Annotated in this window: 4 protein-coding genes; 3 read left to right on the forward strand and 1 reads right to left on the reverse strand. The window is 57.1% G+C overall.

What is annotated here, in order from left to right:
- Positions 1 to 1,323, forward strand: a 1,323-nt coding sequence (locus tag GM79_RS25430) for a hypothetical protein (RefSeq protein WP_035563154.1), incomplete at its 5' end; no start/stop codon positions are given.
- A gap of 152 nt (positions 1,324 to 1,475) precedes the next feature.
- Positions 1,476 to 3,386, forward strand: a complete 1,911-nt coding sequence (locus tag GM79_RS10105) for an ABC-F family ATP-binding cassette domain-containing protein (protein WP_035563157.1) — start codon at positions 1,476 to 1,478, stop codon at positions 3,384 to 3,386.
- Between the two features lie 257 nt (positions 3,387 to 3,643).
- On the opposite strand, the gene GM79_RS24875 is transcribed toward GM79_RS10105, so the two are convergent.
- Positions 3,644 to 3,946 (reverse strand): hypothetical protein, encoded by a 303-nt coding sequence (locus GM79_RS24875; protein ID WP_262489449.1) that lies wholly within the window; start codon positions 3,944 to 3,946, stop codon positions 3,644 to 3,646.
- 111 nt (positions 3,947 to 4,057) lie between these two features.
- Between GM79_RS24875 and GM79_RS10110 the strand changes: the two genes are divergently transcribed.
- On the forward strand, positions 4,058 to 4,870 hold the full coding sequence (locus tag GM79_RS10110; protein WP_051718731.1) for an IS5 family transposase: 813 nt from the start codon (positions 4,058 to 4,060) through the stop codon (positions 4,868 to 4,870).
- Positions 4,871 to 4,875: the final 5 nt, after the last annotated feature.

Consider the following 4,875-nt stretch of genomic DNA (forward strand, 5'->3'; position numbering starts at 1 on the left):
GCAGCGTTGGTGGTCAACAAGCCCGTACTCACCTTCACGCCGCCCAAGCAGGCGCCACCGCCGGTCTGGAAACTGCTGGCGCCAGTGCTGCGCCGCGCCGACTTGGGCCAAGTGCGGGTGCAAGGGGCCGACGTGCGCATTGGCGGCCTGCGCCACTCACCCCAAATGTTGGACCTGAACCTGACCGGCACCGGCCTCCGCATCGACTCGCTGAGCGCGCTGGCGCCCCACCGCATTGCTTATGCCCGCCGCTGGCAGGCGAGTTCCGGCCGCATCACGGCACCATTCGACCCGCCTTACTACCAGGCCAGTAGTCAGCAAATGCGCTTAGATACCGAGGAAAAAACCCTTCGTTTTGAGAACATGGCGCTCACGCCCAAATACTCGGCGGTGGGTATGAATCTGCATAAAGGCTATCAGGCACCGGCCGTGACCATCAAGCTGGCGGCACTGACTTTTGGAGGCCTGGACTTCGCCGACCTGGTGCGCAACACGAACGTTCGGGTGGCCAACATCACGGTTCAACGGCCGGTGGTGCGTATTGCCTCCGATGGCCGCGGCCCCATCAACCCCAACTGGTCCAAGATTTCGCCCGAAGAAATGCGGAATCTGCCCATGATTGTGGACGTGCGGCGCCTCGACATCCGGGGTGGCAACCTGTATTCGACTTACCGCAGCCCGCTCACGGTCGTCACGGGCACCATGAGCATCAACCGTTTCAGCGGCAGCTTCTACAACCTGAGCAACGACTCCAGACGCCAAACCGCCGCGACCCCGCTCACCGGCAAAGCCACCACTTACCTCCAAAACCAGTGCCGGCTCGATGCCCGGATTTCCATGTATTTGCTCGACCCCAAAGGCCGGCATCGGGTGTGGGGCACGTTTGGGCCGGGCCCGTTTGCCATGCTCAATTCCATGACCGTGCCCACCCGCCTGGTCAAGTTCAAAAGCGGCGAGGTGCGGCGCCTGCGGTTCGATTTGCGGGCCGACCGCCAGGGCGTAACCGGTACCACCTGGACGGAATACACCAACCTGCAGCTAACCCTGCTCAGCTACAAAGAGGAAGCTGAGGAAATAAAAAAGTCTTTGTTCAGCCGTATCAAGTCCAAGGTTGTCAATGCGGTGGTCATTCGCGACCAAAACCCGCGCAAGCGCGGCGAGTTGGTGACCGGAGAGATGACCTCAACCCGCGAGCCGCGCTTTTCGGTTTTCACGCTCTGGCGCCAGGGCGTTGTCAGCGGCTTGTTTCACAACGTGGGCGTACCCCAGAAGCTGGCGCAAAAGCTCAGCGAGAGCACCGACGAAGCGCCGCTGCCGAAGTAAGTGCCGACCAACCCGTACAAGGCCGGAGCTGCGCTGGCCCTGGCGATGCTGGAAACAACGGGCCGCTGGGGTTAAGAAATGAATCTGCCCGGCCTTTTGGTCGTTAGGCTCCGGCGGGCGCCGTACCTTTGCCCCCCAATACCTCCGACCCGATGATTTCCATTTCCGACCTCGACTTCCACTTTGGCTCCCGCGCGCTTTACGACAACGCTAGCCTGCACATCAAGCCCAAAGACAAAATTGGCCTCATTGGCCTCAATGGCACCGGTAAATCGACGCTGCTGCGCCTGCTGGTGGGCGAATACAAGGCCGATGGTGGCTCAATTTCGATGGCCAAAGACGTGAGCCTCGGCTTCCTCAACCAGGACCTGCTGAGCTACGACACGCACGAAAGCATTCTGCACGTAGCCATGCAGGCCTTTGGCGAGGCCCTGGAATTGCAGAAAAAGATTGATGACATTCTGGTGCTGTTCGAAACCGATTATTCCGATGATTTGGTCGAGAAGCTGGCCGATATGCAGGAGCGGTTTGAGGCGCTGGGCGGCTACACCATGCAGTCGCAGGCCGAGGAAATTCTCGAAGGCCTGGGCTTCACCACCGAGGAGCTGAGCAAGCCGCTGAAAACCTTTTCGGGCGGCTGGCGCATGCGCGTGATGCTGGCTAAAATCCTGCTGCAAAAACCTTCCCTCCTGCTGCTCGACGAACCCACCAACCACCTGGACCTGCCCAGTATCAAGTGGATAGAAAACTACCTGGCCGACTACGAGGGCGCGGTTATCATTGTGAGCCACGACCGGGAATTCCTGGACCGCACCACCAACACCACCGTGGAGGTAATCGGCGGCAAGCTGGTGCCCTACGCCGGCAACTACTCCTACTACCTCGAAGAAAAGGAGGAGCGCAACCTGATTCAAAAAGGTGCTTTTGAAAACCAGCAGTCGCAAATCCGCGCGGCCGAGCGGTTTATCGAGCGCTTCAAGGCCAAAGCCAGCAAGGCCAAGCAGGCCCAGAGCCGCGTGAAGGCGCTTGATAAGCTGGAGCGCATCGAGGACGTGGCCAGCGACGCGGCCAAGATTAACATGAAGTTCCAGTTTCGGGTGGAGCCCGGCCGGCACATCCTGCGCATGGAGCACGTGATGAAAAAGTACGACCAGAAGCTGATTTTCCGCGATACCCACGTCCACATCGAGCGGGGCGACAAAATCGCGCTAATCGGGGCCAACGGCAAGGGCAAATCCACGCTCATGCGCTTGGTAGCCGGCACCGAAGCCCCCACCGACGGCAAGCACCAGCTCGGCCACAACGTCATCATGTCGTTCTACGCCCAGCACCAACTCGAGTCGCTGACGATGGACAATGAAATTATCCAGGAGATGCTGGAAGCCGGCTCCAAGCGCAGCGAGATGGAGCTGCGCTCGGTTCTGGGCTCATTTTTGTTCACGGGTGAGGAGGTATTTAAGAAAATCAAGGTGTTGAGCGGTGGCGAAAAAAGCCGCGTGGCCCTGGCCAAAACCCTGATTTCGGAAGCTAACTTCCTGCTGCTTGACGAACCGACCAACCACTTGGACATGGTGTCGGTAAATATCCTGATTCAGGCCCTGGAGCAGTACGCCGGCACGTTCATCGTCATCAGCCACGACCGTTTCTTCGTCGAAAATGTGGCCACCAAAATCTGGTATATCGAAGATTTCCAGCTGAAAGAGTACCCCGGCACCTACGCCGAGTACGAACAGTGGCAGGAAGACCGCGAAAAAGCCGCCAAAAAAGCCGGCCTGCCCAGCCCATCGGTTCCCAAGCCCCAGCCCAAAGAAGAGAAAAAAGCTGAGTCTACCTCCCACAAAACCTCCTCGCCGGACCAGAAGAAAGCCCTCCGTGAACTAGCCGAAGTAGAAGCCAAAATCGACACGCTGGAAAAAGAGCTGGCCGGCTATGAAAAAGAGCTCGCCGACCCAAAAATCTATCAGAATACTGCACAGCTCAAAGACGCGACATTGAAATTCGAGCAAGTAAAAAAAGAATTAGCCCAATTAAACAACCGTTGGGAAATGCTGGCCGAAGTATAACCGTCAGCTGCACTAACAAAAAAGTCCCTCCCGAAGCAATTGCTTCGGGAGGGACTTTTTTGTTGGTAACGGTACAAATTAGTTATGGCAGAGGATTCAATGAAAGTCCAGACCAGAACAACAGTTGATTGAAAAATCGAAAATTGAATGCATAAGCTAAACCGCTATTATTCAGCCAAAAATGAATTTGGCAGCGAAATGCGGCCGAAGGCAACAACGTCCAGACCTGCTATTGCCAATGCACTTGTTCGCAGCAATTATACTTCGATGATTTCGCCTTCTGCTACAAGTCTCGAAACTTCATAAATAAGCCATTTTTGTCCAACCTTGATATATTTTTCAATTATTGGATTTCGCAAAAATACTACATTAACAGTTTTTGTTTGTCCAGGTTGAATGATGTCTTGGTCGCTAAACTGAAACTCTCCAACGTGAGTATGAATCTCTTTAATGTTATTCGGCTTTTCAAACACATGGTTAGGCCTATAACCAGATTTGATACTAGCCTTCCTACACCCTTCCTCAGGTGTCAGTAAATAAATTTTTGCTTTTACTGTAATTAAGAGCCTATCCGGAAAATAAGGAAGTTGTAGCCGAGCGCGAGAATTTTGGGGTTACCACACCTAACAAATTTCCCGTTGCGCCCGACTACAACCGAATACGAAGCTACCATACACGCCGATTTTTTGCCTTCTCCCGCACTCTGGGCCGCCGCTGAACCGCTGCTGCCGGAGCCGGCCAGCGGCCCTGGTAAGCGCGGCCGGCCGGCCGCCTGTAACCGCCAAATGTTTTTTGCCATCTACTATATTTTGGTTACGGGGATGCAGTGGAAGGCCTTGCCGCGGTGCTTGGGGGCAACCTCCACGGTCCATGACCGGTTCCAGCAGTGGGCCCAGGCTGGCGTTTTTAAGCGGCTTTGGACCAGCGGCTTGGTGCAGTTACAGGCCGAAGGCCGCCTGGATTGGGACTGGCAGTGTCTGGATGCCTGCCAGACCAAGGCCCCGCTTGGCGGCGAGGCCGTCGGCCCCAACCCGACGGACCGGGGCAAGGGCGGCGTCAAACGCCACGTGCTGACCGAGGCTCAGGGCTTGCCCGTCGGCGTGGCCGTGACCGGAGCCAACGTCCACGAAGTGACGCAAGTACAGGCCGTACTCGATTCGATGCCCGTGCTGCCCCCACCGGCCGAAGGCGATTTCGCCCCCGGTTTCTGCGCCGACAAGGGCTACGACGCCGAGGCCATTCGGCGCCTACTGGCCCAGTGGGGCTACCGGGTGCACATCCTGAGCCGGGGAGAGGAAGCCGACAAATGCCGCACCCCCGGCTACCGCGCCCGTCGCTGGGTCGTCGAGCGCACCCACGCCTGGTTCCACCGTTTCCGCCGCCTGCTCATCCGCTGGGAAAAGAAAGTCGCCAACTACGAAGCCCTCCTCCACCTGGCTTGCGCAAACACCGTCTGGCGACACTCCCTCCTATTTTTCGGATAGGCTCT

The sequence above is a fragment of the Hymenobacter sp. IS2118 genome, assembly GCF_000715495.1.
In the GTDB taxonomy this organism is placed as follows: Bacteria; Bacteroidota; Bacteroidia; order Cytophagales; family Hymenobacteraceae; genus Hymenobacter.

Excerpts from the sequence above, each read along its gene's own strand:
- GM79_RS10105 (WP_035563157.1), top strand. The coding sequence starts at position 1,476 with ATGATTTCCATTTCCGACCTCGACTTCCACTTTGGCTCCCGCGCGCTT.